The sequence below is a fragment of the Paraburkholderia sp. BR13439 genome, assembly GCF_040948805.1.
Taxonomy (GTDB): domain Bacteria; phylum Pseudomonadota; class Gammaproteobacteria; order Burkholderiales; family Burkholderiaceae; genus Paraburkholderia; species Paraburkholderia youngii.
In genome coordinates this window covers 252,485-278,270 of the sequence record NZ_JBFPKN010000002.1, presented here as the reverse complement: position 1 = coordinate 278,270, position 25,786 = coordinate 252,485, and the positions used below count along the sequence as shown (strand labels likewise).

Sequence of the window (25,786 nt, the reverse complement as noted above, 5' to 3'; positions counted from 1 at the left end):
CTCACTCCTGTCCGGATTCGGTGTCGGCCGCGGCGTCGGTATCGGCATCAGCGGGCTTCGGCGCCGCGCCCAGCGATTGCAGGAGCGCGGGGTCCTTGATTGCCTGCGCGATCAATTTTTCCGCGCCCGCCTTGCCGTCCAGGTAGGTGCCCAGATTGGCGAGCTGTGTGCGCGCCTCCAGCAGCTTTGCAAGCGCGTCCACCTTGCGCACCACTTCGGCAGGCGAAAAATCGTCCATGCTTTCGAAGCTGATATCGACGCCGAGCTGGCCCTCGCCTGTGAGCGTATTGGGCACGCTGAAATTCACGCGTGGTTTGATCGACTGCATGCGACTGTCGAAGTTATCGACGTCCACTTCCAGCGCCTTGCGCGCTTCTATCGGCGCAAGATCGTCAACATTTGCACCGGACAGGTCCGACAGCACACCCATCACGAACGGGATCTGCACCTTCTTCTGCGCACCGTACAGCTCCACGTCGTACTCGATCTGTACGCGTGGAGCCCGATTGCGCCCAATAAACTTCTGACTGCTCTGCTTCGTAGCCATTCGTCAATCCCTCAGGTATCCGTACAGTTATATGAGATCGCCGATCCGCGAGGATCCTTCGATCGGCTCGGAGTGTTGGCGGCGGGTAATTCACGCATCCATAACAGCGCAGCTTCGTGATCTATTCCATATGTTTCGTACGGAGCGCCAAGGGGTTCCCGCTCATGCTTGCCATCATCTTCGCAAACCAGAACAGCCGAGCTCGGCGCGATATTCCGTGGATGTTGCTGGTCGCGGCCGTGTTTCGGGCGCGATGCCCTAGTGTCGTCACTATGTGGGATGCGCTTGACCGCGGCATTCGTCTGAAATTCGGAATAATCCTGCGACGCAGCTGTTTTGCTAATACCCGCGCGATTCAACGCGTTGCGTTCACTGTGCGTCGTGATAGGAAATGCTCCGCAAAGCTCATTCGTTGATCCTCAACAGCGATTCAGACTCGGTCCGCCTATCTATTCAGCTACTCCAGCTACTCATCCGGCCCGGTACGCCCATGAAACTCTCGCTCGCCATCAAGTTCAATCTCGTGTTCATCGCGGTCTTCGCGATCGGACTAACGGCAATCGGTTTCGTTGCGGATCGGGTGCTGCAACAGCAGGCGCTCAACGAAACGCGTCACGATGCCGACGTGCTGCTCAGCGCCGCCTCCGCGATGCAGAACTACACGGCCCAACACATCACGCCCCTGCTCGCGACGCAGATCAAGTATTCATTTGTGCCGGAGTCGGTGCCGGCGTATTCGGCGATCGAAATGCTGAACTCGCTGCAGAGCGCGTTTCCAAACTTTTCGTACAAGGCGACGATGCTCAATCCCACCAACCCGCGCGACCGGCCGACCGATTGGGAAAATGAAGTCATCGAGCATCTGCACGATCACCCGGAATTGAAGGAAGCAACCGGAGAGCGCCGCACGCCGGGTGGCCACCAGTTGCTGTTTCTCGCGCATCCGAGCCGCATCACCGACACCGCTTGCATGCAATGCCACAGCACGCCGTCTGCGGCGCCAACCACGATGCTCGACAAATACGGACCGGCCAACGGTTTCGGCTGGACCATGAACGACGTGATCGGCGCGGAGTTCGTGTCGGTGCCGATGTCCGAATCGATTGCGCGCGGCCACGTGGTTTGGCGCAGTCTGATGCTGTCGCTAACCGCGGTGTTCGCGGTGGTGCTCGTCGTGCTGAACGCGATGGTGCATTTTCTCGTCACGCGGCGTTTGCAGATGTTGTCGCGCGCCGCAGACGAAGTGAGTCTCGGCAAGCTCAGTGATGTCGAATTGCCTGCAGGTGGCAGCGACGAAATAGCCTCGCTCGCGGTGTCGTTCGGACGGATGCGCACGAGCCTCATCACCGCGTTCGGAATTCTCGAAGAGCACCAGGAGTAAGGGGGCCGCCTATCGTGAACGACGCCATGACTTCGCACCCTGCCACGACACCCGCACAGATCGGCCGGTACCGGATCGAGCGCGTGCTCGGACGCGGCGCCATGGGCACGGTCTATCTCGCGACCGATCCGCACATCCAGCGCCAGGTGGCGCTCAAGACGATACACGCCGCGCTGCTGAACGACGGACAAGGCACGGCGGAACCAACCCGCACGGAACTGACCGCCCGCTTTCTCAACGAAGCGCGCGCCGCAGGACGGCTCGTACATCCTCACGTTGTCGGCGTGTTCGACTATGGAGAGGCACAAGGCGTTGCTTTCATCGCGCTCGAATATGTACGTGGCGAAAATCTTGCGCAACGGCTCGCCCACCATGCCCGCAACGGCGGCACGATACCGTTGATGGATGCGCTCACGTGGTTCGCGCAATTACTCGATGCGCTTGCGTATGCGCACGAACTTGGCGTGATCCATCGTGACATCAAGCCCGCGAACCTGCTGATCGCCTCACGCGGCGAATGCAAGGTGACGGACTTCGGCATCGCACAGCTCGATACGGGACGTCTGACGCAAGCGAGCATGATGATCGGCACACCAAGCTATATGTCACCGGAGCAGTATGCGGGCGGCGAGGTCGATGCACGTAGCGATCTGTTTTCCGCCGGCGTCGTGCTGTACGAAATGCTGAGCGGGCATTGCCCGTTCACCGGTGCATCGGCCACCGTCATGCATCAGGTGATCAACGAGATGCCGCCGCCTCCGTCAACGCATGCTGCATGGCTGCCCGCCGAACTCGATGCCATGGTACTGAAGGCAATCGCCAAGCGGCCTGAGGACCGGTTCGCGTCCGCACAAAGCTGGCGCAACGCTTTATTGACCTTGCAGCAAACATTGATGGCGCGGCTCGACCCCAACCATACCGTCGTGCGTGGGGGGCCGGCGCGTGAGGCGCTCGCGCCGCCAGCGGCCAGCGCCGCGGCTGGTTGGCCGCCGGAGTTTCTGGCTGAAGTGGAGCAGCGCCTCGCGAGCCATGTCGGACCGGTTGCATCGCTGCTCGTGCGGCGCGCTGCATCTCAGGCGAGCGATTCGCGCACCCTACTGGAACAACTGGCGCGCCATTTTTCCGGCGACTCGGCGCGTCGTGAGTTCGATACGCTGATCGAGCAGCATACTATCGCCTTAGCCGATGGCTCCATGCGAGGCGCGATGTCTGCTGCGGATGTATCCGCAGCGTGCACGCCGCTCGATTCCCGGCAGGTCGAAGTCGCTGTACGGCGGCTCGCATCGCACGTCGGCCCGATCGCGCGCATCATTGCCGAGCACGCCGCGCGTGGCGCGGACACGGCGACCTTCCGCGCGCGATTGGCCGACGCGCTGCCGGCGCAGGCGGACCGAGCGGCCTTTTTGCGTGCCCTCGACGATCTGCAGCCTTGAGCCGTGGGGAGCCGACGAAAAGGCAACGCAATCAGATCAGCGCGTCCACGCTGCTGTTCGTGATCTGTTGCGCGATCGACTGGAGATCGACCGAGTCCGGCTTGCCGATCAGCGCGAACGCCAGATCGTTTTGCCGCCACGATACGACGGTCATGCCGTTCAATTGCTGTTGCGCAATTGCCTTGTCCGGCCGCGCGTCTTTCATCACGCACAGAGCGACGGGCGCGCCGTCGGCGGGCAGATAGACGATCTGGACCAGCGGCTTGTCGTTGAAACGCAGGCGCGAGACTCCCTTGAACGACAGCCCCGCCGCCTGCAGATCCGGTACTCGCAACGCAACGCCGTCGACCTGCCGGATCGCCGCAACGGTTCTCGCGGAAGCTTTGAGGTCGGGCGTGATGTCGGCGACGGTATCGCGCGTAAAGAGCCGTTGATAGTCGACCGCCGCGCGAATCCACGGCGACGCCTCGCCCGATGCGACGCTCGTCGCACCCCCGCCCCCACCGCCCGGCATGCCCAGCAACGCGGGGCCGAGCCGCAGCGCGAGGCCCGCGCAAAACGCTCCGGCGACAAATGCCGCGGCGAGCCACAAACGCGCCTGCGGTTTTCGTGACCGCACGGGCTGGCTAGCTGTGGGGTTCGATTGCGCGAGCCGTGCGGCGCTCGCCATGGCGTCGATCTGGCGTTGCAATTCGACCGGCAACGGCGGCAGTTTCTGCGTTGCAAACGCCTCGCGATAAGGGAGTTGCGACGCGCGCAGCAATTTGACGCTCTCCTGCAATTCAGGCGAAACGGCGAGTTCTTTCTCGATCGATGCAGTCTCGGTCGGGCCGAGGTCGCCATCGACATACGCCATCAATCTGCTGTCGTCGGGTCTCATAGGTCGCCAGGCTGAAAGGAAATCGAGCGTGACCGGGATTCGCCCGCACTCGTCTGCACCAGGCAGGACGGGCACCGCTCGTTGGTCGTCAAGTCTCTATGATAGTCCGGGTTGCACGTTCTTCCCAGGTCGCACTCAGTGACGATTCCCCCCGGCAGCGGCCTCTTCTTTCGTTCGGCGGTCGAACGAGACCCCATATGCCGACGAACGTGCTACGAGCAACGGGTCGGCGGATGGCGCGATGCCGTCGGGCAGAATGGTCGGATCGAACGAAATGTCGCGACATGGCCCATCGATCTGCGTTTGCGCGCGATCGATCACGACTGTGCCCGCGTCGATCCGCTCGCGTTGCGGCGAATCGTTCCATTGCTGCGTCGAATCGTCGATCGGATCGCCGGGCATCGCCACGCTCAGCACCAGATGCCAGCGCAACGGCCCCTTCGCGAGTTGCATCACCAGATCGTGTGACAGGAAATCGGGATCGATTTGCGCGCGTGCTCCGACAGGACGCCAAGGGTTGTCCGGCACCACGTCCCAGCGGATGAAACGCTTCACGCCACGCGCATCGGTGGTCTGGAACGAACTGATACCGTAGTAGGTTGCATTGCTGAAGCGGGAAGATGGCGGGTGCGAACGGACCCATTCCATAAACGCACGGGCCTCCGGATGGCCATCGAGAAACGCCTGCACTTTTGCGGGATTGGCGTGACCGGTTCGTGGATCCGACGCTTGTGCGCGCAGCTCATCAAATAGCGCCTGCGGCGTGCGCACCGCGAAGATCGGCGCCGAATTCATCGCGAGGCGCCACTGTTCGCCCTGCGGCAGCGCAATGCGCAGCGCAAAGCTACGCACCATGCCATCGTCGTCGTCCTCTTGTGGATTGCTGCCCGGTATCGACAGGCGCCCGACGATGGCGTAGCTGCCGCGTTCGAATACGCTCGCGCGCGAAAGCTGTGCGCCGGCGCCGTTGCTGTCGAAGTGTCCGGTGACGCAAATACCTTTCGCATGATTGCGCCGGAAGCCCGGATGCGGCGTCGACGTCGCCTCGAATGCATCAACGATGCGCTGTGCGGTCAGGCCGGGCGCGAGCCATCCCGCGCACCAGGCAAACAGCGCGGCGAGCAGCGCGGGCACCGCGAATACCGCGAGCCAGCGCACCGCCAAACCGCGCCCACGCCGCCGATCAGGACAACCTGGCGTCTTCATGTGCGTCGTTGCGGCCGATGGTGGTCGACATCTGGCCGTCATATAGCTGCTTGCCCAGCGCGTCGAGATCGAGGCCGCCGTGCTCGCCAATCAGCGCATAGCCGAGTTGGCCACGCCGCCACGCCACGACGTCCATCCCTCCGATACGTTTGCTCGCGGGCACCGCATCGGCTTTCGCCTCTTTCAGCACGCATAGCGCGACAGGGGCGCCGTGCTCCGGCAGGTAGACGATCTGCACGAGCGGCTTGCCCCGAAAACTCAGGCGCTGCACGCGCTTGAACGAGAGCCCCTGACTGCGCAGATCGGGGATCTTCACAGCCAGGCCGTCGTCCCTGCGGATTTCGGCGACGGTTGCAGCGGTCGCGCGCAGGTCAGGCTGCAGCGAGGCGACAGTGTCGCGTGTGTAAAGCTGCTGATAGCTGGCGGCCGCAGCAATCCACGGCGACACGCTCGAATCGTTTGACTCCGTCATGATTGCGCCGCCGCCTGACAATTGAGGCAACAGACGGTACGCGAAGCCGCAGCAGACGGCGCCCGTGACAAATGCGACCGCGAGCCACGGCAACGAGGCGCGCGGCTTCGGTCGATGGAAGTTGCCGCCAGACGCGAGCCATGACTCGCCTGACTCACGGCCGCCGGCGATATCAATTGCATGGATTGCAGTGGCGTCATTGACCGCTTGAGGAGCGCGTGCACCCGCCAGACGCTGGCGTAACAGTTCGTCGACGTTGCGGCGCAAAGTCTCCGGCAGCGGCGGCAACGCCTGCCTGCCGAACGCTGCCGCGTACGGTAATCGCGACGCTCGCAAGGTCGACATGTGCAACGACAGGTCGTCCGACTCCCGGATCGCACGCTCGACATGCGGGCACTCGTCCGGCGGTAATGCTCCGTCGACGTAGGCTAACAGGGTGGCGTCATCGATCATCATCGGACTGCTCGCTGTGGGATGACCGCGCAGTCGTTGCCTCGCGGTGACCGAATCGCGTCCCAATAGTCTGCCGGGCGCGCGACAGCCGGCTCATGATCGTGCCGATCGGCACACCGAGCGTCTCGGCAGCCTCGGCATAGCTCATGCCCTCGACGGCCACGAGCAGCATCACTGTTCGTTGCGCCTCGGGAAGCCGCTCGACTGCCGCGATAATCTCGCCGTGCAGCATATTCTCTTCCGGCGTGCGCGCACCGGGATCGGCGACGGTTTGCAGAAACTCGTCGTCCCAGTCCATGCTCGAGCGGTTGCGCACGTTACGCGCTCTCAGTTCGTTGATCCAGGTGGAGTGGACGATGGAAAACATCCAACTAAGGGGAGACGTGCCAGGCTGCAACTGATCGGCGCGCTCCAGCCCTCTAACACAGGCGCGTTGGAGAAGATCCTCGGCGTCATGCTGGTTGCCGCTCAGGCGCAACGAGAACGCCCACAGTCGCGGCAGCATTCCCGGCAGCAGACCGGGCAGACTGTCATCCTCTGCTGTTGACATGATTGACTGGCTGATAACCGATGAATGACGGTCGGACAGGCCGACGAAAGACTGGCCGCACCGGGCCGAGCGGCGACGTCTGTATTGTGCAACGTCCGGAAAAAATTCGCAGACGGCGACGATCGCGGCCGACCCGGTCGAAAGATTTGGGCCGTCGCAGCGCGCGAATGCGGGCGTAACAGTGGGCTACATGCCCAATACGAGCAGAAGTTCTCATTTCACTCTCCTTGCGTCTTCGTCAATGAATGCACTAATGGCTTTCAAGGTCAATGATGCAGTGTGTAATTTACCCACGCCCGCCGAATCCACGCGGCATTCCCACCCACATATTGAGACTTGCATCAACGCCAGCAGCCCCGGCATGCTCAACGTAACGTCCGCATCGTCCAGCAACCTTCATCGTCCCCGACATGGGGTATTCGTCCGACTACCGCTATTCAAACCAGTCCAGTTAACGGAACGGGAGAACACTCGCGAAATATAAATCCGTCGAGGTCTGCCCCTTACACACGTGTCAGTTTTGTCGTTCAGCCTAAGTCACCATTACTCTGCACCTGCATCGTGATGCATCCTCCAGAGCAGGTAGCCCGGCGTGTGACGATTCTTCAATAAGTTTTGCAAACGAAAACTATCCAGAACTTGCAAACGAATCTGTACCGTCAACGTCGCGGTCGCCGAATCCGGGTTCAATGATGGGACTGGCGCGCGATTGCGCCTGATCTTCCTCAACGGCGGATATCGCAAACGCGCCGATGGCGAATTGAGTGAGACCGCACTAGCTCTCAAGGCGACAAGCCACGGCTGTTCCTCTCAGCGGCGTCTCCGAATTTCCGGCGCCATCTCTCTCGTTGCACGACAGGCAATGCCACACGGGAATAAAGATTCGTCGGCGATTGTTTTAGAGAAGCAGGCCGATGAGCCTCCGGCGAGTGCCCGGAGATCATGTCCATTATCGATAGTGGGGCATGAGGACGCGAGATACGGCTCAGTTGCCAGCGGGACCTGTCACGGCCGAAGCGAATGCCTTTGTTCTCAGGCATTCCACGGAATCTGAAATTTAGTAAGCCTGAAAATATCTCTTCGTCAACCTTGCGCACGTTCAGCGGGAAATCAATGATTTATGCGGAGTTCCGGGACGTCTGGAGGCGCTTCGGAACAATTGGACTTGATAAAAAATGGAGCTTGAAATGACCTTTTACCCGATTATTGGTACCCTTGCATTGGGTGCAACTGCCGGAATGCTGACGGCGTGCGGCGGCGGTGGAAGCGGTGGGAGCAACAGCGCGTCAGATCCTTCCGCTACGCCTTATGTTGCGACGACGCTGGTTTCAGACGGAAGCTCGCCCGCTGTACACACCGATCCCAACCTCCAGAACGGATGGGGAGTTGCTTTCAATCCCACCGGTACCTTCTGGGTATCGGATAACACCACCAACAAGTCGACCCTGTACGATGGGAATGGCGTGGTTCAGTCGCTGGTGGTGACGATTCCAGCCGGCAGCAGCGGCACGGCCGCCAACACTGGGATGGTGTTCAATAAGGCTTCCGGTTTTGCCATCAGTTCCGGCGGCAAGAGCACCAATGCCGTCTTCATATGGGCGACGGAGGGTGGAACGATTGCCGCGTGGTCGCCGAAGGTCCTGCCGACCGAGGCCGTCACGGCCTTTGACGGCGGGGTAGATGGCGCCAACTATAAAGGCCTGACGCAGTCGAGCGTCACCGGTCAACCGTATCTTTACGCTACCGACTTTCATAACGCAAAGGTCGACGTGTTCGATACGAACTTCACCAAGGTCCAGCTAACCGGCCAGTTCACGGATCCCAACTTGCCGTCGGGGTTCGCACCGTTCGGCATTCAGGCAATCGGCACAAAGATCTTTGTGTCATACGCGAGGCAGAACGCCGCCGCGAGCGCCCAGGTGGTAGGGGCCGGATTGGGGATTCTCGACGAATTCGATGCTTCCGGTAATTTCATCGAACGCATCGAGAACAATGGTGGTTCGTTGAACGCCCCGTGGGGTATCGCGCAGGCTCCGGCCAACTTTGGCCCGCTCAGCAACGCTTTAATGGTGGGCAACTTCGGTGACGGCACGATCGAGGCGTTCGATCCCGGTACGGGACACGATCTGGGTAAGCTCACGCTGTCCAACGGACAGCGGTTCGCACGACCAGGTCTATGGGGGCTCAGTTTCGGCAGCAATGTCGACAGTCAGCCCTCTAATACGCTCTTCTACGCGGCCGGCCCGAGCAAGACGACGGGCGTGTTCGGCCGGATCGACGCAATGCCGGCAAACTGATTCCTGGTTGCCGGAAAGAATGGGCGGGATCCGGCTAACGATCCCGCCGATATGGCTGCGAAGCGGCAGCGATGATCCCGTGTCTTCGTACGGCCTCGACGCGACGGCCTGGCATGCTTGCGTTATCGCGCACACTGTGCGCTGAGTGTGGGTGACGAACTTCGGCTCCCCCGTAGTGCCGGACGTTGACAGCAGAAGCGCAGGTTCATCGACGCGCGCCAGCGCGAGCCGCACCTCGTCTTCCGGGTGCTCAAGCAACTCGCTCCATGCCTTTACGCCCGTGCTCTGGGACGAGCCGTCGACAAGAAAGCGCCGGTCCGCATCGAGAATCGAACCATCCATGCTGGCAATTGCGCCGTACAGATCAATCTGGCCCAGATACAACGAAACCTGCAGCCGTCGCAATTGCCGCTCGAGTTCCGCGCGTGTGAGCCGGTTATTCAGCGGCACCGCAATCATGCCTGTCAACATGCACGCGTAATACGCGACGACGGTTTCCGGTTTGTTCGTCAAATGCAGTGCAACGCGATCGCCTGGTTTCAGACCCTGTGCGCTCAGGCCTTGTGAAAGCTTTCTGACATACCGTGCCAGACGACAGTAGGTCCATGTATCGTCGCCGGCGATCAGCGCAATCGCATCAGGGTGGGCTTCCGCGGACTCGAACAGGCGCTCTTGCAACGTAATGAGTCGCGGCGTCCGTGTGGGTTGGGGGCGTGTTCCGAGACAAGACATCTCGGTTGCTCCACCGGGCCGATTGGCTTTTGATGACTGGGCTATCCTGACAACACTCGACGCTCGCTATATATTCCGGCGCGCTTGCGCTGCGGCCAAGCCGAACGAGATCATCTGCGGGGAGCGGACAGTTTGACAATCTCGCGGATTGCCGAGCAGTCCTGTGAACGCACTCGCTGTGCGATTGGCTGCTCAACGCTGAACAAGGGGTTTGCCATCTGACTGCTCCTGTAAGGGCGTCATCATAGGCATCACGCGGCCCCTGAAAAAGCGGGGAGCGGAATGGCATGGAGGACGCCTCTCGAGTCGAAGCGGGCTTTGATTCGGGACAGCTTCAATGCATTGGGGCCGTAGGCGTGGGCTATCCGGTCCGATGCGCGGTCGGGCAGGAGGTTAGCGTACCCCCCCGGCAACGAGGTGGGCGCGAGTTCGCCGTCCAGGGACGCCGCCCACATCCGATGCAACGCCGCGTCGGCAAGCGGAGGCTCCCAGGCTGCGTAGATCAGAGCAGTGAAGTGCGGATCTCTCATGCCAAATGCGGTCGCGTCGGCGGCGACCCGTGTAGCGGCTCCATGACAATGATGGACGATGATCGAGGTTAAGGGCGACGTGCGCGCCTCGAACGCTGCAAGGAGTACGTCGATCGTCGCGCCCGTGAGGGCGCTGAACCACCGCGTCGCAACTTCGTAGCCGAGACCTTGGGCGAGCTTTCCATCGGTCAGGGAGAGGAGGTCGCGCGCAGCCGTCGGGGCGGCCCTGACGACAATGGGATGACCGGCTGCGGCCACCTCGCCGATGATTGCCTCGCCGGCTGCCTGCTCTCCAGTCCAGACAAGCGAGATCACGATCACCGGCTTACCGCCTGATCCGGTTGCCAAGACAGCGGCGCCGAACAGCTCGTCTGGTGCCCGGAGCATCAACCCGGCAAAGTGCGCGAGGACAGCACGCCCGTCAGTCCAGGGGAACACGATGGTACCGACCAGCGCGACATCCAGCGTGTGAAGACGTAGGCGCATCGACGTGACGACCCCGAAGTTCCCACCGCCGCCGCGCAGCGCCCAGAACAGGTCAGGCTCGCGTTCTCCGTGGCAGGTCACGATGCTTCCATCGAGCAGCACGACCTCGGCCGACAGGAGGTTGTCGCATGCCAATCCGAAGCGAGTCATGAGCGGTCCATAGCCGCCGCCGAGCGTGAGGCCGGCCACGCTCACCGCCCCATCGTTGCCGATCACCGCGGCAAGATCTCGTTCGCCCGCAGCGCGGTTGAGCTGAGCGCTCGTCACGCCCGCGCCGATCGTCGCTTCTCTGCGCCCGGTGTCGATCTCAATGGTCCGCAAGTCGCAAAGATCTGGCAGCAGACTGCCGTCGCGCGTAGACCGGCCGTTCCAGTCCTGCCCGCCGTTGTAGACGGCGAGTGGAGCATCGAAGGCGCTCGCCGCGCGCATCACATTCGAGACCTGAGCAACGGTGCTGCATCGGACCAGCATTCTCGGACGGGGATCCAAAGCGCCGTTCCAATGCGCAATTTTCCCGCCAACTGCGGGCATCATGAGCACCTGGCAGCCGGCCTCGATGAGCCTGCCCTTCAACGCCGCACAGTCAGTCTGATCGATGTTTGCGATTACTTTTTCGCGGTCCATTCCACTCACCCCATCCAGTACGAGAGCGCGTTGCCTGGAACTTCCAGCCGGGAACAGCAGGTCTCATCTCCGCTAACGAGCGGGCCGCCACCATTGACGGCAGCGACTTGTCCGGTCACGTTCCAGCGCAGCCGCACGTGCATTCCATCACCACGCTGCACGGCGCCTGTTTTCGGGGTCAACGCATGCCGCCGCTGGCAATAAGGTGTTGGCCTGTCAAGCAACGTGCGTCGTCCGATGCAAGAAAGACTGCGATCGACGCGATGTCATCCGGTCGGCCCAGACGGCCGAGCGGCGTCTGGCTGAGGATCAACTGTTCAACCTCAGGCGTGACCCACCCTGCTGTGCGCAAACCCTCGGTCGTCACCACGCCTGGATTAATGGCGTTCACGCGAATCTTCGCCAGTCGGAACTGACGACGATCCTCACCGGTGGATACGGCGCGAGATCGTCAGATATTCGCTCGCCGCGTCGTAGCTCTCATCGTGCGACATGAACACGCCGTCGGCGGCGGGTTCCTCCGCGTCGCCGCCCGGCACCACGTTGAGCAGCAGGCGTCCGCCGGTCGCCGCATCGAGCGTCGCCGCCGCGCGCGCGGCAACGCTCGGCCCGCCGAGCGAAGTCCGTAACGCGACCGGAACAAACGTCGCGTCAGCGGCGCGCCGCTCGCCGCGACCACCCAAGGATCGAGGCGGCCGCTGCCCGTGAGAATCAGCACGCCGTCGTAGCCACGCAGGTCGGCAGCGACAGCAATTTCGCCGAGGTAGGCCACGGTCGGTGCTCGTGCGCTCGACGACTCGCCGAGATAGCGCGTGTCGCCCGATGTCGGCAAAAATCAGAAGATGTCGGGATTCATCAAAGTGTCATCGCCGAAGTGGAAGAGCAGTGCTCAGCACTCCCCTCGCCCCGGCCCAGGTAAGCATCGCGCAACGTCTCCAGGTCCAGCAGTTGGGCGGCGCTGCCCTGCGCGGCCACCGTGCCGTTCTCGAGCACGTAACCGCGGTGGGCATAGCACAGTGCGACCGTTGCGTTCTGCTCGGCAAGCAGGAAGCTGACGCCTTCGCGATTGAGCGAGGCCACGATCTCGAAGATCTCCTCGACGATCTGCGGAGCCAGGCCCATCGACGGTTCGTCAAGCAGAACGAGCGTCGGTCTGGCCATCAGCGCGCGCCCGATCGCGAGCATCTGCTGCTCGCCGCCGGACGCGTAGCCGGCCGGCAGTCTTCGGCGCAGCTTCAGCCGCGGGAAGGTCGCATAGATCCGTTCGAGATCCGCTTCGAGCTCCGCGCGCCGGCCACGCCGCACGAATCCGCCAAGACGCAGATTTTCTTCGACGCTGAGACGGCCGAAGCAGCGGCGCCCTTCGAGGACCTGAACAAGGCCGCGCTCCACGAGTCGCCACGGCTCATCGCGGGCGATGTCGACGCCATTGAACGCAATGCGCCCCGACGTCATCTCGCCGCGTTCGGCATGCAGCAGGCGCGAAATTGCTTTCAGCGTGGTCGTCTTGCCGGCACCGTTGCCGCCGAGCAGCGCGACGATCTCGCCGGCGTCGACGTGCAGCGACACATCATGCAAAGCCACAATGATCTGCTGCCATGACACGGCGAGTGAGGTCGCTTCGAGCAATCGGGCAGCGGCCATCGCTTAGAGCTCCTTCTGGCAGTCGCGAGGCGTGATGCCTTTTTCCTTCGCGTACGCGTTCGCCGATTTTTCGATGATCGGCCGCAACAGCGCGCGATCGGCCTGGACCCAGTCGCTGATGACCTTCCAGTGTTGTCCGTCCCATTGCTGGAAGCGCACCGCCCCGCCGCCTTCGTGGTCCTCGCAGGTCAGCTTCAAAGGCTGGACCAGGCCAAGCGCGCCCAACTGTTTGAGTCGTGCGTCGTCGAGGTTCAGATGTTCGAAGCCCCAGCGGACCTGCTCGCCGCTCAACGGTTTGTTGCCGAACTTCTTCTGCGCGGTGCGCAGCGCTTCGACATTCAGGATCCCGTTCACGACGCCAAGGTTGTAATAGACCGTGCCGAAGCGTGCCGGATCCTTCAGATCACCGTTGCCGGCCTTGATCACGTACCCGTCGATCGCCTGAAGCACCGGATATTCAGTGCCGGACGGGTGTGTCGTGATCGAGATGAAGCCCTTGGCCGCCTCACCCGCGGGTCGAACGTCTTCTTCCGAATTGCTCCAGATATTGCCGATGATGTGATCGGTCGGATAACCGACTTTCTGGGCGCTTTTCAGCGCCACAGGATTCATCACACCCCAACCCCGCAAGATCACCCAGTCCGGTGCGATCTGGCGGATCTTCAGCCACTGCGAGCCCTGCTCGTTGCCCGGATGCGGTACCTCGATCTGCGTGACCTCGAAACCATACTTCTTCGCGAGCAGGTCGACCACCGGAATCGTTTCACGTCCATAAGGCGAGCCGTGGTAAAGCACGACGATCTTCCTGCCTTTGAGGTGCTCCAGGCCGCCAGAGCGTTGTCCGATGTAGTTCACGATCGCCGACACTTCGCTGTACGGATTGAGCTGCAGCGGGAAGACATATGGGAAGACCGCGCCGTCGGTCGAATCGGTCCGGCCGTGATTGATCGTAATCAGCGGCAGCTTGTCTGCGCTCGAGCGATCGAGTGTTGCGTAGGCAATGCCGACAGACAACGGATTGGTTGCCGCGGTCGGTGCGCCGTCCGGACCGCTGTTCTTCAGACGTTCGTAGCACTCGACGCCCTTCTCGACCACGTACTCCGTTTCGCACTCTTTCCAGACCAGCTTGACGCCGTTGACCCCGCCGTCGCGAGCATTGATCAACTTCATGTAGTCGATAAAGCCGCCGAAGAATCCCGTGCCGCCGGCTGCATACGGTCCAACCCGATAGCTTTGCAGCGGAAAATATTCGGTTCCGCCGGCATGCGCCTGCGATATAGCCACACCGGCTAGTGCCACGCTCGCCGCGAACAGGCGCAGAAGTTTGCCAGGTCCACCGGCGTTGAGTCGAGTAATGTAATTAGCCATGCTGATGTTTTCCGTCTGATTGATGGGTCGAAAGCTGGGAAGATTCGGGAAAGATTGTGTTAGCGCCCTTCCGGCCGTCTCGTTCGGTTGCGGCGCGCAACCTGAACGAGCCGGGCGAGACCATCGGGTTCCTTGATGAGAAACACAATGATCAAGGTGCCAAAGATGATCTTTTGCAGGTTCTGCAACTGGTCGGCCCCAATGCCGATCTGTGCGAGCGCGGTCGCGGCATTCGACAGCAGGATTGGCAGCAAAACGATGAATGCGGCGCCGTAGAGGTTGCCGCTGATACTGCCCATGCCGCCGATAATGATGATGAAAAGAACCTGAAACGACAGATTCAGACTGAAGCCGTCCGGCTCGACCGTACCGAGGTAGGCGAATGCCCAAAGCGCTCCCGCTATGCCGAGCACGAAGGAACTGAGCGCGAACGCAAGCAGCTTGCTCTGTCCGACCGGAATGCCGATCACGCGTGCGGCGATATCCATGTCGCGAACCGCCATCCAGCGGCGGCCGAGATCGCTGCGCACGACACTCGCGCCGAGCAGGAACAGCACCACCACGACGCCGAGCACGAACAGATAGCGTGCGGCCGGTGTATCGATTTGCCAGTGGCCGATTGCAAGGTGCGGCGCGCTAAGGACGCCCGACGTATCGTTATTGGAGAACCAGCTGACGCGAGTAAAGATCCAGACCACGAAGAACTGCGCGGCCAGGGTCGAAACAATCAGATAGAAGCCGCGGATGCGCAGGCTCGGCAAACCGAACAGCACCCCTACTGCCGCGCTGATGAAGCCACCGAGCAGCAGTGCAACAGGCAGCGGCAGCGCGGGTAGCCGGACCAACAGGTTATAAGCCGCGTACGCTCCCACCGACATAAAGGCGGCCGAACCGAGCGACAACTGCCCGGCATAGCCGGTCAGGAAGTTCAACCCCAACCCTGCCAGTGAAAGAATCAGGAATGGGACGAGGATCGCGTTGAGCCAATAATCGTTGGAGACCAACGGCACGGCCACGAACGCTACCAGTACGAGCGACAACGGCGTCAGCCAGCGCTTGAGATCCGCGCGTCGCGCGTCGAAGGTTGTGCGGGTCAGTTCCATCTTGTCTCCATCAAACGCGTTCCACCGCCGGTTCGCCGAACAGCCCAGCCGGGCGAGCCAGCAGGAAAAGCATTGCGATTACGTAAGGGAACCAGTTCTCGATGCCGTCGCCGATGATCGCGCCGAGATAGACCTCCGCAAGCTTTTCGCTAGCGCCCACCAGCAGTCCGCCGACGATCGCGCCAGTGATCGACGAAAATCCGCCGATGATCAATACCGGCAGCGCTTTTAGGACCACCAGCGATAGCGAGAACTGCACGCCCAGACGCGCGCCCCAAAGTAGTCCCGCGACGAGGCTCACGAAGCCGGCCAGTGCCCAGACGATTGCCCAGACCTGTGGAAGCCGCACCCCGACCGCGAGCGCGGCCAGCGGATCGTCGGCGACCGCGCGCAGCTTCAGGCCGAGACGCGAATAGCGGGTCAACGCGCTTAGCCCGATCACCAGTGCGCCGGCGACAGCCGCCGCGAAGAGGTCGAACTTACTGATCATGACGCCGCCCAGGCGCAACGGCTTGTCATCGATACCCAGCTCGAGCCCGTGCACCTGGGCTCCCCATAACAGTTGCGCGGCCCCTTCCAGGATCAGACTCAGGCCGAGCGTCGCCATGAACAGCGTGATCGGTGGTCGATTGACGAGCGGCCGTAGCACTAGCCGTCCGGTGAGCACCGCAATGACGACCAGCGCCGCCAGCGTGATCAGGATCGCGAGCCACGGGGCGATCCCGCGTTCGACCATGCACACATAGGTCAGCGCGCCAAACAGCACCAGCGCTCCCTGAGCGAAATTAAAGATCCCGGATGCCTTGTAGATCAGCACGAAGCCGATCGCAACGACCGAATACATCGCACCGGCAAGCAGGCCGCCCACCAATACTTCGACAAAGAATTCCATCGACTGGTCCCTCAGGCGTGAACTGACGTGCTCGCGTCGTGACGCGGACCGAGATAGGCCGCTAGCACGTCATCATTCGTGCGGACCTGGTCGGGCGTGCCGTCCGCGATCTTTTTCCCGTAGTCGAGCACCACGACATGATCGGACAGTCCCATCACGACGCCGATGTCGTGCTCGATCAGTACCACCGTGACACCGAACTGCGAGTTCACATCGCGTATCGTGCGAGCCATCTCCTGTTTCTCGGCCGCATTCATGCCCGCCATTGGCTCGTCGAGCAGCAGAAGGCGCGGCTTGGCGGCGACTGCACGCGCCAGTTCGACGCGCTTTTGCAGCCCGTAAGGCAGCGTGCCCACGGCGGCGTCGCGGTAGCGCTCCAACTTCAGTGCATCGATCACCTCACTCGCATACCTGCGTTGCTCTGCGTCGTCCCGGCGCGCGCGCCCCACGCGCAAAACCTGCTCGATCCAGCTGCTGCGCCGATGCAAACTGCGGCCCGTCAGCACGTTGTCGAGCACGCTCATGCGGCGGAACAGCGCGAGATTCTGGAACGTTCGCGCGATACCGAGGTGAGCGGCACGGTAGGGATCGATCCGTCGATACGCGAGGCCGTCGAACCGAACGACTCCCTGTTGTGCCCGATACACGCCATTGATCACGTTGAGAAGCGAACTCTTGCCTGCGCCATTCGGACCGATGAGCGCGCAGATTTCTCCGCGCGCCACCGAGAAGCCTATGTCGGTTATGGCCTTGACGCCCTTGAACGATAGCGAGATGTGTTCAAGGGCGAGCAACGGCGCTGCCGAGGTAGTCGCCTGGGTCATGCCAGGGCCGGCTTACGACGGCTCTCCAGTTCGCGAACCAGCGGAAGCACTTTGGCGCCGAAGTATTCGACTTCTTCGATGAAATGCAAGAAGCCGGTCAGTACCAGATCGACGCCGATCGCCTTAAGTTCGACGATGCGCTCGGCGATCTGCTGCGGCGTACCGATCAGATTGGTGCGGAAGCCGTCGTTGTACTGGACCAGATCTTCAAATGTCGATTTCGCCCAGTTGCCCTCGCCTTCAGGCGATGCGCTACCGGCCTGCTTGACCGCGTCGCCGAACGCATGGACCGCTTCCACATGCGCGTTGGCAATGATGTCGTCGAGCACGGCACGCGCTTCGGCTTCCGTGTCACGGGCGATCACGAACGCGTTCACCCCAATGCGCACCTGATGGCCGTTCGCTGCGGCCTTGGCGCGAATATCATCGATCTGCGCCTTGAGGTTTTCGGGCGTATTGCCGTTCGTGAAATACCAGTCGGACACACTCGCTGCGTTGTCGCGGGCAGCGCGCGAGCTGCCACCCTGAAAGATTTCGGGGTGCGGCTTTTGCAGCGGCTTCGGACTCAGCGTGTAGTCGTTGAAGCGGTAGAAGTCGCCCTTGAACGTGAAGTTGTCCTGCGTCCAGATCCCCTTGAGCGCCTGAATGAATTCCTTGGAACGGCGATACCGTTCATCGTGCTCGAGCCAAGGTTCGCCGATCGCGGTGAATTCGCCCTTGAACCAGCCGCTAACGACGTTGATCGCGATCCGGCCATTCGAGATGTGATCGATCGTCGCGAGCTGCTTGGCGACCACCGCGGGATGCCACGGTCCGGGCAAAATCGCTGCAAGTACCTTGAGGCGGGTCGTGGCGTGCAGCAACGCCTGGCTGAACGAGACCGACTCGTGCTGATGCTCGGCGCCATAGCCGGCCGTAAAGCGGATCTGGCTCAGCGCGTACTCGAAGCCTGCCCGTTCGGCGGCCTGGGCGAGACGCTGGTTGTATTCAAGGCTCCAGTCGGTGCGTTGTTCGATCGTGCTGACTACCAGGCCGCCGCTTACATTCGGTACCCAGTAAGCAAATTTGACGGCGTCTTGCGAGGTGGACAGGTTATGTGTCATGGAGGCAGATCTCGTCGAAATAGGAATGGTGTTACAGGGCAGATGTCATGCTGCGATCTGGACGTCGGCACGGCGCGGCCTTTGCGCGATGAGTGGCGCGGCACGCTCGATTGCGAGCGCGATGCGCTCGCTCAGCAGCGGACTGCTGACGCGGTGGTCATCGAAATCCGCCTCGGATCCATACACGCCGACAGGAAGCGTATGGGCCTGGAAAAAGCTCAGCAGTGGTCGCAACTGGTGGTCGATCACCAGCGCATGCCGCTCGCTGCCGCCGGTGGCAGCAAGCAGTACTGGCACGTCGAACAAGGTTTCGTGATGAACCAGATCGAAAAGATGCTTGAAGAGGCCTGTATAGGATGCGCGGTACACCGGGCTTGCAACGATCAGCGCGTCGGCTGTCTCGATCGCGCGCAAATGGGCTTCCAGGTCGCGGGCGGCACTCACGCGCGAAAACGTACGCGCTAGCGGTTCGGAGATTTCACCGAGATCCACGAGGTGAGAATGCACGTTGTGCTTATCGGCTACGAGCGCACGCTCGAGCCCCGTGAGCAAACTAACGGTAAGCGCACGCGTTCTCGAAGGTTGTTGCAAGCTTCCCGAAACCGCGACGATACGTAATGGTGTGGTCATAACAATTCCTCTCATCCTCGAAACGCACCGTACTCTCAGGAATTCCATCCGGCGACGGTGTGGGTTATATAACGCAAGCAATATGCCAATTGCGATGTGTTTCTCGACTACCGCTGCAAACCCCGGCGATCAGGCTTGGACGGCCTTTGTAAAGTCAATACGACAGGTCATTCGCTTAGTAACGCAAAGCATATTCATCGAGCGTATGAACGCTGTGGAGCAATCTGCTTTCGGTGTGCTGCCAGGCGAACAGCAGCAATTCAGATATGAATAGAAAGACGGTTTGAGAATGCTTTCGCTGAGCGCCCAATTGCCCAGGTCCCGGACCTTCTAGTCGATCGGATCATGCAACGTGTGCATGGAGTCGGGGTTCCCCCACCGTCAACTGCTGGACCAGCAGCATGTGAGCGAACTGCTCCTGGGTCAGCAACGCCGTGACGGATATGGGAGCTCTTTAACACCGCGCCGCTGCGCAAGCAGCATTTGGACTTTGAATATGAGAAATCAATGTTTCCAGCGCGGCAGCGGAGGTGGAACACTTGCTGCTCGATCAGCAATCCGGACCAGCGTCGTTGCACGATCGGGCCTCAAACGGGCTCTGTCGTAAAGCGGGTGGTCCAGTCCATACAGATGGCCCAACTCGTCTCCAGTCCAGCAACGCACGAAGAGCCGCACCCATCGGTGCAGCACCTGCATGAGAACGCTCGATCGCGCTCGACGCCACAGCAAATCGCCGCGGATCTCGCCGCCCGCTTTTCGTTGACCGCGGTCGAACGGGATCAGCGCGGCGGGACGCCAAAACCGGAGCGCGACGCGCTGCGCGCCAGTGGCCTGCTGGCTCTCAGCATTCCATCTGAATACGGCGGACGAGGCGCTACCTGGCAGACGACCCTTGACGTTGTCCGCATCATTGCTGCGGCCGACGGCTCGCTCGCGCACGTATTCGCGTTTCATCATCTGATGCTCGCGACGGTACGGCTGTTCGGAACCGAGCGGCAGTGGGGATCATGGTTCGAAAAAACGGCCCGCCACGACTGGTTCTGGGGCAATGCACTCAATCCGCTCGACGACCGGACAATCAGCCGGAGCCGCGAGGACTGGCTCGAATTCTCCGGCCAGAAGAGTTTCTGTTCGGGGGCGCTCGACTCGGAAATGCTGATCGCGTCCGCGCGCGACGCGCTGACGAACGCGTTTCTGGTAGCCGCCGTGCCAACGCAACGCAGCGGCATCGCGGTCGCGGACGACTGGGACAACATCGGGCAGCGTCAGACTGACAGCGGAACCGTGACCTTCGAAAGAGTCCGGGTCGATCATCATGAAGTGCTCATCGAACCCGGCCCGCTGTCAACGCCGTTCGCATGCTTGCGGCCGCTTATCGCGCAGTTGAGCCTTGCGCACGTTTATCTCGGCATTAGCGAAGCCGCCTTCGAAGACGCACGTCATTACACGTTGAATGAAGCGCGTCCGTGGCCGGCGTCGAAGCTCGCAAGCGTCGGCGACGATCCCTACATACTCGGCCAGTACGGCGAGTTCTGGGTCGGACTCGAAGCCGTGCGGACGCTGGCCGCACGGGCCGCTGACCGGCTCGACAGCGCATGGGCCCGGGGCAGCGCGCTGAGCGAGGCTGAACGCGGCGAAGTCGCGCTGGCAATAGCGACCGCGAAAGTCGCTGCCGCGCAGACAGGACTCGTCATCTGTACGCGGATGTTCGATGTCGCCGGCGCACGAGCGACGCACGGCTCGCTTAGGCTAGACCGCTACTGGCGCAATCTGCGCACTCATACGTTGCATGATCCTCTTGCCTACAAGATGCGGGAAATTGGCGAGTGGGCCCTCAAACGAACCTATCCGACGCCGAGCTTCTACTCATGAACGCCTCTCTTACCGACATATGGGACAACGGCCTCGTTGAGCCGGTCTCTCCCGCTGGCGCACTGCCCCATGTGTACAGCCTGCCGAATCCGCGCGGGCTGAGCAAGTCGATTCGGGGGCGCGCACAAGTGTTTGTCGATCCGCGCTCGCTGGCTCTGCTTGAACGGGTGCAAAGGGTCGCGCCGAGTGACGCAAACATTCTGATCTCCGGCGAAACGGGTACCGGCAAGGAACTGATTGCCCGTCACGTGCATGGTCTCAGTCAACGTAAGGACAAGCCGTTTGTCGCCGTCAATTGCGGCGCGTTCTCCGAGACGCTGGTCGAGAGCGAGCTGTTCGGGCACGAGAAAGGCGCGTTCACCGGAGCGTTCAGCGCGAAGCCAGGCTGGTTTGAAGCAGCGAATGGCGGCACGCTGTTTCTGGACGAGATCGGCGACCTGCCGCTGTCGATGCAGGTCAAACTGTTGCGCGTGCTGCAGGAGCGGGAGGTCGTGCGGCTTGGCTCGAGACAGAGCCTGCCAATCGACGTGCGCGTGGTGGCGGCGACCAACGTCCATCTGCCGCAGGCGGTGGCCGCCGGCCATTTTCGGGGCGACCTTTACTATCGGCTTAACGTCGTCCAGTTGGACGTCCCGAAGCTCTGTGAGCGACCCGGCGATATCCTGCCGCTGGCGCGCTATTTCATCGACGATTACCGCGGTCGTCTCGGTTACGGGCCGCGCGAGATCGCGCCACAAGCGGAGCGCAGACTGCTAGCGCATCGCTGGCCCGGCAATATCCGGGAACTGGAAAACGTCATTCATCACGCACTGCTGGTGGGCCGCCACGATACTTTGCAGGAAAGCGACGTACAGCTTGCGGCGTGCGCCCCACCCGCAATCGATCGCCTGCCACGTCCCGACGCACTGACACAGGACGCACAACAGGTCCTCGAAGCCGCTTTGCGAGAGCTTCTCGAGACCGAACGCGAAAATCTGTTTGAAGACATCGAGAATACCGTCATCAGGGTTGCATATGAGTACAGCCACCGCAACCAGATTCAGGCTGCAAGGCTGCTGGGGATCAGTCGCAACGTGCTGCGAGCAAGGTTGATTCGGGCGAAGGAGATTGCCGCGCTCAAATAACGGGCAGCCTGCATAGCCGCGCATCGCGCGGCTTGCTTCCCCCTGGCGTTTCTCGCGGCCTTCGCTAGGCAACTGACTCGTTCGCGGCTGATTCCGTCGTAGTCGGCCCCGCCCCGATCTGCCATACATAGGGCGGTTCGGTCCGGTTGATTTCCCAATCACCGATGATCCTCGCCTTGTAGATTAGCGGATTGTGCGATGCCGCGGTTCGGGCATTACGCCAGTGGCGATCGAGACGGCGGGCCTCGCTGGTGCCCGATGCGCTGAGCGCGTTGAACAGATCGGTCGTAGCTTTGAGAATCAGCTCACTGACAACGACTTGTGCGCGCGCGGAGTCGAGTTCCGCTGCGATGTTAGCTTCATGCTCAGCCTCCGCATTGCCGCCGAAACGTGCTTCGTAGGCGCGCTGAGCCGCCTCTGCCGCCTGAACGGTAGCCGCCTCGGCCGCGAAAACGCGCGCGCCTATCTCGCCGACGACCTGCTGCACCTGTGCATCGCGGGCGACCGACGGCGCGTTGCCGTGACTGAAAATGCGGCGGCGTGAGCGGACCTCGTGCGAGACGTCGCGCAGCGCGGCTCGGCCCACGCCGGTCAGCACCGCCAGCAGCACGAGCTGATAGAAGGCAGTCTGATACTTGAAGCGGGTGGAGAAATCAATGATGTTCTCCGCATCGACGAGTGCCGAGTCGAAACGGGTGGTGCCGCTGCCTGTCGAGCGCTGGCCAAAGCCATCCCAATCGTCGCTGCGAGTGACACCGGGCTGGTCGGTGCGGACCGCCGCGATGACGTTGCGCCCATCGTCGTCGAGCTGAGCGAAGACGTCGATCCAATCCGCGAAAATGGTCCCTGTGGAGTAATACTTCTCTCCTGTGACGAGCCAGCGCTCGCCGTCGCGTTTGACGCGGGTTTGCACCTCGCCGATCGAGACATTCCCGACTTCGGTCCAGGCGTTACCGATGATCTCCCCCGCTACGAAACGAGCAAACCAGCGCTCGCGGTTTGCGTCAGCTGGAGCATTCAGCCGATCCTCCACGAACGCAAAATGCCCGCGAAGCGCCTGTGGCAGGTTCGAATCCGCCTCGCCCAGTTCGATCAGCAAACGGATCAGGTCGGGCAAAGATGCGCCTGCGCCACCGTGTTCGACCGGTATGCGAACGGCGCCGAAGCCTGCCTCCTTGAGCCACTTGATTGGGTCATAAGGCAAAGCGCGTCGTTGCTCGCGATCGAGCGTGCCATCCGCGATCTTCTGAAAGATCGGCCGGAAGCGCGCGGATAGTTGCTCGTAGTCCGCACCGCGGGACAAGGAAGCGAAGGCGAGGACGGGTTCGGTTATTTCAGATCGATGCAAGGTAGCCATGTGTTCTCCGGAGTGAAGGCGCGCCTCCATGAAGCTTCGCCATGCCATAAGCACCTGCACATTGCGTACCAGTTCGCCAAACCCAAGCACATCGGCGACGGCCCAGTTTTTCCCGCAAGCACCGTGCTGTTCAGACAGCAAAGTGCTGCGTGTAAGCTGATAGAGCCGCAGTCAACAAATTGGATGCCGGCATCGGTGCCGAGTCTAATCACTGTACGGCCGTTGTCGCGCGTGCGTCCGCTCAAAGGATCTTCGAATTCGTCAGCAGGCCCCCTTTTCACAAATAGCCGCCGATCCTCCGGCGCAAGCCTCGCCCCGACGTCAGATATCGCCGATCGACAGTGGCAAGTGCGGTTCGCTCACGCCCCCGGCATTAATCAACCTGACGTAGCTCACATATCTCGCCTCGGCGAGCGTCTGGGCAGCCAACAAACTCCCGGGCAGCGGCGCCCTCAACTCGTTAGGCAAAATATCCGTCAGCAGCTGTTGATAGAGCACTCGGGCCGCCGGATCACGGTAACGGTTGTCGAGTTCCAGTTGCCCTGCCGTCGTCGCATAGTCGTAGTACTCGAGTTGGCTTCGGCCAGAGATGGTCGTCGACTCCGGTGCCCAGAACGAATAGGTGCCAAGCTTGTTCACCTGAGTGCGTACACCAATGATATGCGTCGGCGTACTCGACGCGTTTGGTATGTACGACTCAGGCAGAAGCTCCAACCGGACGGCTGTCCGCTCAGCGCAAGCCGCCCACGCTGCGCCCGTTGAAAGTGGGCAACGAGCCGTTCAGCGGATCGAAGGAGGTCGGCGGTTTCGGCGGCGCGCTCAGCGTGTTCGTGTAGTTGCGCACGACCGGCGGCAAATAGAAAAACTGCCAGCCGCCATAGGTCTTCTGATTTTCGAAGTCCTGATAGAGAAGCGGAAAACCAGCGCGTTTGATCGGCAAGTCGGTGGAACTGCTATACACGCCGTATATACGCGCGCCCTGTTGCATAAAAACCCAATCGTTCTTACCCGTCACCGGATCCGGATAGGCGCGGCGCAAATGATGCAGCGGCGCCGGAAAACGCGAGTCGTCGAGCAGTTCGTCAATCGACGCCGGCAGCGCCCTTCCAGCGCGGTAGTAGCGAAGAATCGCGAGCCGGTACTGATTGCCTACGAACAGCAGTTGCCGCTCCCGTTCGCGCTGCCGCTCAAGCGACCACACGTCGAGCGCGCCCATCAATGCGATCGACATCAGCATCAGCGCAATCAGGAGCGCCAGCAGAACCATTCCATTTTCGCGAGCGACAGGGCGACGTCTGATTGCCCGCGGGCTCACATCGCTCATTGCGCCGCTCCCGCCCGATCTTTCGGCATCCCCTGCGGACTGCTCGCCGGCATGACGTCGTAGACGCCCGTCTTGCTCTCGTCAGGCGATGCCACCGCCGCCCATTTATCGTCACCGTTGACGGGGTCGACCGGAATCGCGCGCAGATAGTGCCTTGTCACCAGATCGTCGAGCGTGTCTGGGTATTGGCCGTTGTCGCCATAGTATTTGTCGATGGCGTCACGCATCACCGCCAGGTTCTGTTGACGCACTTGCTCCTTGCCGCGCTCGATACTGTGCATGTAACGGGGCAATGCAACCGTCAGCAACAGACCGATGATCGCCATGACGACCACCAGTTCAATCAATGTGAAGCCTCTGGCTTTACGCGCAGGCACGGTTGTCATGATGCGGCTCACCACTGTTTGTATGGAATGCCGTTGATGCCGACCCGATCGGATTTCGATGTCACGTCGAACACGTCCTTACCGGCGCGCGAATTGCTGGCGGAACCGTTGTCCGCGTCACCGCCCTCACCTGGATTCGGTGCCTCGCCAAAGGCGCGCACGTTCCACGTGTCCTCGGCCGCAATATCCGCGTCGCCCGTAAAGAACGGATCGCGGGGCACGCGGCGAAGAAACATCAACAAGCCGCCTTTGGGATCTTTCGCATTCTTCACGCCCGTCACCATCACGGTCAGCGAGGGCGGATAGCCGGATGCATCCGCCTCCCGCTCGATCAGGCCGGTGTCGCTCGCTTCCTTGTAAGCGTCCAGTGCGGTGCGAATCTCGCGCAGCGCCGCGCTCAGTTGCTGCTCCTTCTGACGCTGCACGATCAGTTCCGAGAACGGCATGATCGCGAGCGCCAGGATGCCGACAAGCGCCAGCGTAATCACCAGCTCGATCAGCGTGAAACCGCGCTGGCGAGCGCCAGAACGGCCACGCGAAGCCAATGCGTCCGCCTGCGCTTTCATGG

At 61.6% G+C, this 25,786-nt stretch carries 23 protein-coding genes and 3 pseudogenes; 5 read left to right on the top strand and 21 right to left on the bottom strand.

The window, feature by feature from the left end; translation table 11 throughout:
• Nucleotide 1: 1 nt before the first annotated feature.
• A complete protein-coding gene (gene tssB / locus AB3X96_RS05190; RefSeq protein ID WP_368588856.1) occupies nt 2-547 on the bottom strand; it encodes a type VI secretion system contractile sheath small subunit in 546 nt (181 codons plus the stop codon).
• Nucleotides 548-1,037: 490 nt separating this feature from the next.
• Between tssB and AB3X96_RS05185 the strand changes: the two genes are divergently transcribed.
• Both AB3X96_RS05185 and AB3X96_RS05180 read left to right on the top strand, forming a co-directional pair.
• The gene (locus tag AB3X96_RS05185; RefSeq protein ID WP_368588855.1) at nt 1,038-1,928 is read left to right on the top strand and encodes a DUF3365 domain-containing protein; all 891 of its coding nucleotides are present in this window, start codon (nt 1,038-1,040) and stop codon (nt 1,926-1,928) included.
• Nucleotides 1,929-1,954: 26 nt separating this feature from the next.
• Nucleotides 1,955-3,361, top strand: a complete 1,407-nt coding sequence (locus AB3X96_RS05180) for a serine/threonine-protein kinase (protein ID WP_368588854.1) — start codon at nt 1,955-1,957, stop codon at nt 3,359-3,361.
• 31 nt (nt 3,362-3,392) lie between these two features.
• Here the strand turns inward: AB3X96_RS05180 and AB3X96_RS05175 are convergent, their stop codons facing one another.
• The 4 genes from AB3X96_RS05175 to AB3X96_RS05160 form a co-directional block, all read right to left on the bottom strand.
• Entirely contained in the window at nt 3,393-4,241 is an 849-nt protein-coding gene (locus tag AB3X96_RS05175; protein WP_368588853.1) for an anti-sigma factor, read from the bottom strand.
• Nucleotides 4,242-4,376: 135 nt separating this feature from the next.
• Nucleotides 4,377-5,447, bottom strand: a complete 1,071-nt coding sequence (locus AB3X96_RS05170) for a catalase family peroxidase (protein ID WP_368588852.1) — start codon at nt 5,445-5,447, stop codon at nt 4,377-4,379.
• The gene (locus AB3X96_RS05165; protein WP_368588851.1) at nt 5,425-6,375 is read right to left on the bottom strand and encodes an anti-sigma factor; all 951 of its coding nucleotides are present in this window, start codon (nt 6,373-6,375) and stop codon (nt 5,425-5,427) included. Before AB3X96_RS05165 ends, AB3X96_RS05170 begins: the two co-directional genes overlap by 23 nt.
• On the bottom strand, nt 6,362-6,922 hold the full coding sequence (locus tag AB3X96_RS05160) for an RNA polymerase sigma factor (RefSeq protein ID WP_368588850.1): 561 nt from the start codon (nt 6,920-6,922) through the stop codon (nt 6,362-6,364). Before AB3X96_RS05160 ends, AB3X96_RS05165 begins: the two co-directional genes overlap by 14 nt.
• Before the next feature lie 1,187 nt (nt 6,923-8,109).
• Here AB3X96_RS05160 and AB3X96_RS05155 point away from each other — a divergent pair.
• Nucleotides 8,110-9,219, top strand: a complete 1,110-nt coding sequence (locus AB3X96_RS05155; RefSeq protein ID WP_368588849.1) for a TIGR03118 family protein — start codon at nt 8,110-8,112, stop codon at nt 9,217-9,219.
• Between the two features lie 54 nt (nt 9,220-9,273).
• Here AB3X96_RS05155 and AB3X96_RS05150 read toward each other — a convergent pair.
• The 11 genes and pseudogenes from AB3X96_RS05150 to msuE form a co-directional block, all read right to left on the bottom strand.
• Nucleotides 9,274-9,951, bottom strand: a pseudogene (locus AB3X96_RS05150) (AMP-binding protein); the annotation flags it as partial.
• 251 nt (nt 9,952-10,202) lie between these two features.
• Entirely contained in the window at nt 10,203-11,591 is a 1,389-nt protein-coding gene (locus AB3X96_RS05145; protein WP_368588848.1) for an FAD-binding oxidoreductase, read from the bottom strand.
• Nucleotides 11,592-11,769: 178 nt separating this feature from the next.
• Nucleotides 11,770-11,991: pseudogene (locus tag AB3X96_RS05140) on the bottom strand (SDR family oxidoreductase); the annotation flags it as partial.
• A 34-nt stretch (nt 11,992-12,025) separates the two neighbouring features.
• A pseudogene (locus AB3X96_RS05135) lies at nt 12,026-12,423 on the bottom strand (LLM class flavin-dependent oxidoreductase); the annotation flags it as partial.
• A 23-nt stretch (nt 12,424-12,446) separates the two neighbouring features.
• On the bottom strand, nt 12,447-13,235 hold the full coding sequence (locus AB3X96_RS05130) for an ABC transporter ATP-binding protein (protein ID WP_368588847.1): 789 nt from the start codon (nt 13,233-13,235) through the stop codon (nt 12,447-12,449).
• Between the two features lie 3 nt (nt 13,236-13,238).
• Nucleotides 13,239-14,603 (bottom strand): ABC transporter substrate-binding protein, encoded by a 1,365-nt coding sequence (locus AB3X96_RS05125; protein ID WP_368588846.1) that lies wholly within the window; start codon nt 14,601-14,603, stop codon nt 13,239-13,241.
• A 59-nt stretch (nt 14,604-14,662) separates the two neighbouring features.
• Nucleotides 14,663-15,706: a branched-chain amino acid ABC transporter permease gene (locus tag AB3X96_RS05120; RefSeq protein ID WP_368588845.1), complete on the bottom strand. Its 1,044-nt coding sequence runs from the start codon at nt 15,704-15,706 to the stop codon at nt 14,663-14,665.
• Nucleotides 15,707-15,716: 10 nt separating this feature from the next.
• Entirely contained in the window at nt 15,717-16,598 is an 882-nt protein-coding gene (locus AB3X96_RS05115) for a branched-chain amino acid ABC transporter permease (protein ID WP_368588844.1), read from the bottom strand.
• Between the two features lie 11 nt (nt 16,599-16,609).
• A complete protein-coding gene (locus AB3X96_RS05110; protein ID WP_368588843.1) occupies nt 16,610-17,422 on the bottom strand; it encodes an ABC transporter ATP-binding protein in 813 nt (270 codons plus the stop codon).
• Nucleotides 17,419-18,525: a dimethylsulfone monooxygenase SfnG gene (sfnG, locus tag AB3X96_RS05105; RefSeq protein ID WP_368588842.1), complete on the bottom strand. Its 1,107-nt coding sequence runs from the start codon at nt 18,523-18,525 to the stop codon at nt 17,419-17,421. The genes AB3X96_RS05110 and sfnG overlap by 4 nt, the downstream gene beginning before the upstream one ends.
• A gap of 45 nt (nt 18,526-18,570) precedes the next feature.
• On the bottom strand, nt 18,571-19,155 hold the full coding sequence (gene msuE / locus AB3X96_RS05100) for an FMN reductase (protein WP_368589069.1): 585 nt from the start codon (nt 19,153-19,155) through the stop codon (nt 18,571-18,573).
• Between the two features lie 630 nt (nt 19,156-19,785).
• Here msuE and AB3X96_RS05095 point away from each other — a divergent pair.
• Both AB3X96_RS05095 and AB3X96_RS05090 read left to right on the top strand, forming a co-directional pair.
• The gene (locus AB3X96_RS05095; RefSeq protein WP_368588841.1) at nt 19,786-21,027 is read left to right on the top strand and encodes an acyl-CoA dehydrogenase family protein; all 1,242 of its coding nucleotides are present in this window, start codon (nt 19,786-19,788) and stop codon (nt 21,025-21,027) included.
• The gene (locus AB3X96_RS05090) at nt 21,024-22,151 is read left to right on the top strand and encodes a sigma-54 interaction domain-containing protein (RefSeq protein ID WP_368588840.1); all 1,128 of its coding nucleotides are present in this window, start codon (nt 21,024-21,026) and stop codon (nt 22,149-22,151) included. Before AB3X96_RS05095 ends, AB3X96_RS05090 begins: the two co-directional genes overlap by 4 nt.
• A gap of 64 nt (nt 22,152-22,215) precedes the next feature.
• Here the strand turns inward: AB3X96_RS05090 and AB3X96_RS05085 are convergent, their stop codons facing one another.
• The 5 genes from AB3X96_RS05085 to AB3X96_RS05065 form a co-directional block, all read right to left on the bottom strand.
• Complete coding sequence (locus AB3X96_RS05085) at nt 22,216-23,508, bottom strand: acyl-CoA dehydrogenase family protein (protein WP_368588839.1); 1,293 nt, start codon at nt 23,506-23,508, stop codon at nt 22,216-22,218.
• A gap of 321 nt (nt 23,509-23,829) precedes the next feature.
• The gene (locus AB3X96_RS05080; protein ID WP_368588838.1) at nt 23,830-24,147 is read right to left on the bottom strand and encodes a hypothetical protein; all 318 of its coding nucleotides are present in this window, start codon (nt 24,145-24,147) and stop codon (nt 23,830-23,832) included.
• Nucleotides 24,148-24,238: 91 nt separating this feature from the next.
• Nucleotides 24,239-24,832, bottom strand: a complete 594-nt coding sequence (locus tag AB3X96_RS05075) for a type II secretion system protein (RefSeq protein ID WP_368588837.1) — start codon at nt 24,830-24,832, stop codon at nt 24,239-24,241.
• Entirely contained in the window at nt 24,829-25,218 is a 390-nt protein-coding gene (locus AB3X96_RS05070; RefSeq protein ID WP_368588836.1) for a type IV pilin protein, read from the bottom strand. The genes AB3X96_RS05075 and AB3X96_RS05070 overlap by 4 nt, the downstream gene beginning before the upstream one ends.
• Nucleotides 25,219-25,226: 8 nt before the next feature.
• Nucleotides 25,227-25,784, bottom strand: coding sequence for a type II secretion system protein (locus AB3X96_RS05065; RefSeq protein WP_368588835.1), 558 nt, complete (start codon nt 25,782-25,784; stop codon nt 25,227-25,229).
• Between the last annotated feature and the right edge of the window lie 2 nt (nt 25,785-25,786).

What these genes read in the sequence shown, in the direction of transcription:
- AB3X96_RS05170 (WP_368588852.1), bottom strand. Translation starts at nt 5,447, where the DNA reads ATGAAGACGCCAGGTTGTCCTGATCGGCGGCGTGGGCGCGGTTTGGCG.
- AB3X96_RS05095 (WP_368588841.1), top strand. Translation starts at nt 19,786, where the DNA reads ATGGCCCAACTCGTCTCCAGTCCAGCAACGCACGAAGAGCCGCACCCA.
- AB3X96_RS05090 (WP_368588840.1), top strand. Translation starts at nt 21,024, where the DNA reads ATGAACGCCTCTCTTACCGACATATGGGACAACGGCCTCGTTGAGCCG.
- AB3X96_RS05130 (WP_368588847.1), bottom strand. Translation starts at nt 13,235, where the DNA reads ATGGCCGCTGCCCGATTGCTCGAAGCGACCTCACTCGCCGTGTCATGG.
- msuE (WP_368589069.1), bottom strand. Translation starts at nt 19,155, where the DNA reads ATGACCACACCATTACGTATCGTCGCGGTTTCGGGAAGCTTGCAACAA.
- tssB (WP_368588856.1), bottom strand. Translation starts at nt 547, where the DNA reads ATGGCTACGAAGCAGAGCAGTCAGAAGTTTATTGGGCGCAATCGGGCT.
- AB3X96_RS05110 (WP_368588843.1), bottom strand. Translation starts at nt 17,422, where the DNA reads ATGACCCAGGCGACTACCTCGGCAGCGCCGTTGCTCGCCCTTGAACAC.
- AB3X96_RS05175 (WP_368588853.1), bottom strand. Translation starts at nt 4,241, where the DNA reads ATGAGACCCGACGACAGCAGATTGATGGCGTATGTCGATGGCGACCTC.
- AB3X96_RS05125 (WP_368588846.1), bottom strand. Translation starts at nt 14,603, where the DNA reads ATGGCTAATTACATTACTCGACTCAACGCCGGTGGACCTGGCAAACTT.
- AB3X96_RS05155 (WP_368588849.1), top strand. Translation starts at nt 8,110, where the DNA reads ATGACCTTTTACCCGATTATTGGTACCCTTGCATTGGGTGCAACTGCC.
- AB3X96_RS05065 (WP_368588835.1), bottom strand. Translation starts at nt 25,784, where the DNA reads ATGAAAGCGCAGGCGGACGCATTGGCTTCGCGTGGCCGTTCTGGCGCT.
- AB3X96_RS05160 (WP_368588850.1), bottom strand. Translation starts at nt 6,922, where the DNA reads ATGTCAACAGCAGAGGATGACAGTCTGCCCGGTCTGCTGCCGGGAATG.
- AB3X96_RS05180 (WP_368588854.1), top strand. Translation starts at nt 1,955, where the DNA reads ATGACTTCGCACCCTGCCACGACACCCGCACAGATCGGCCGGTACCGG.
- AB3X96_RS05120 (WP_368588845.1), bottom strand. Translation starts at nt 15,706, where the DNA reads ATGGAACTGACCCGCACAACCTTCGACGCGCGACGCGCGGATCTCAAG.
- AB3X96_RS05070 (WP_368588836.1), bottom strand. Translation starts at nt 25,218, where the DNA reads ATGACAACCGTGCCTGCGCGTAAAGCCAGAGGCTTCACATTGATTGAA.
- AB3X96_RS05145 (WP_368588848.1), bottom strand. Translation starts at nt 11,591, where the DNA reads ATGGACCGCGAAAAAGTAATCGCAAACATCGATCAGACTGACTGTGCG.
- AB3X96_RS05185 (WP_368588855.1), top strand. Translation starts at nt 1,038, where the DNA reads ATGAAACTCTCGCTCGCCATCAAGTTCAATCTCGTGTTCATCGCGGTC.
- sfnG (WP_368588842.1), bottom strand. Translation starts at nt 18,525, where the DNA reads ATGACACATAACCTGTCCACCTCGCAAGACGCCGTCAAATTTGCTTAC.
- AB3X96_RS05085 (WP_368588839.1), bottom strand. Translation starts at nt 23,508, where the DNA reads ATGGCTACCTTGCATCGATCTGAAATAACCGAACCCGTCCTCGCCTTC.
- AB3X96_RS05115 (WP_368588844.1), bottom strand. Translation starts at nt 16,598, where the DNA reads ATGGAATTCTTTGTCGAAGTATTGGTGGGCGGCCTGCTTGCCGGTGCG.
- AB3X96_RS05165 (WP_368588851.1), bottom strand. Translation starts at nt 6,375, where the DNA reads ATGATGATCGATGACGCCACCCTGTTAGCCTACGTCGACGGAGCATTA.
- AB3X96_RS05075 (WP_368588837.1), bottom strand. Translation starts at nt 24,832, where the DNA reads ATGAGCGATGTGAGCCCGCGGGCAATCAGACGTCGCCCTGTCGCTCGC.